Source organism: Bacillus sp. CECT 9360 (assembly GCF_918741275.1).
Classification (GTDB): Bacteria; Bacillota; Bacilli; order Bacillales; family DSM-1321; genus Peribacillus.
This window is the reverse complement of record NZ_CAKKNA010000036.1, coordinates 1-720: the sequence shown is the minus strand read 5'-3', so window position 1 is coordinate 720 and position 720 is coordinate 1. Positions and strand designations below refer to the sequence as shown.

Below are 720 nucleotides of genomic sequence, written 5' to 3'. Positions count from 1 at the left end.
CCGAAGTCGGTGAGGTAACCTTTTGGAGCCAGCCGCCTAAGGTGGGACAGATGATTGGGGTGAAGTCGTAACAAGGTAGCCGTATCGGAAGGTGCGGCTGGATCACCTCCTTTCTAAGGATAATACGAGAAGCGCTTTTGTTTTGTTCAGTTTTGAAAGAAGCAATTCTTTCTATTGTAGACAAACATTGTTTGTCTATTTGTTCCTTGAAAACTAGATAACAGTAATATAAGGCGAATTTTTGCGTCAATTTTCAAAACACCGAGTAAGAATGCAAGTCTGGTGATTTGTCAGGACCGAGAGATTCGAGGAAGCAACTGAGCGAAGGCCGCAGCGTATCTTGCATACGTGAGGACCTAAGCGCGGGCGCTGACGAAGAAGGTCGAAGGTCATCACAAATCAGCGAAGTAATGGTGGATGAGAAGCGAGGAGTTCGAGAAAGCGACTGAAATTGAGGAACAAAGGCTAAAAGCGCAACGTCCTGTTGCAACGCCTTCGTGACCTACATCCTGTAGGCCTCCGGAGCGTATTTCGATACGTGAGGATCTGAGAGAAGGAAGCTGACGAAGAAATCCGAAGGTTATCCAAACGCCATTTGGTTAAGTTAGAAAGGGCGCACGGTGGATGCCTTGGCACTAGGAGCCGATGAAGGACGGGACTAACACCGATATGCTTCGGGGAGCTGTAAGTAAGCTTTGATCCGGAGATTTCCGAATGGGG

The 720-nt window shown here is 47.9% G+C and carries 2 rRNA genes; both read left to right on the top strand.

Annotated elements, in window-relative coordinates:
* Positions 1–113 (top strand): 16S ribosomal RNA (locus tag LQ216_RS20240); the annotation flags it as partial.
* A gap of 484 nt (positions 114–597) precedes the next feature.
* A 23S ribosomal RNA gene (locus LQ216_RS20235) occupies positions 598–720 on the top strand; the annotation flags it as partial.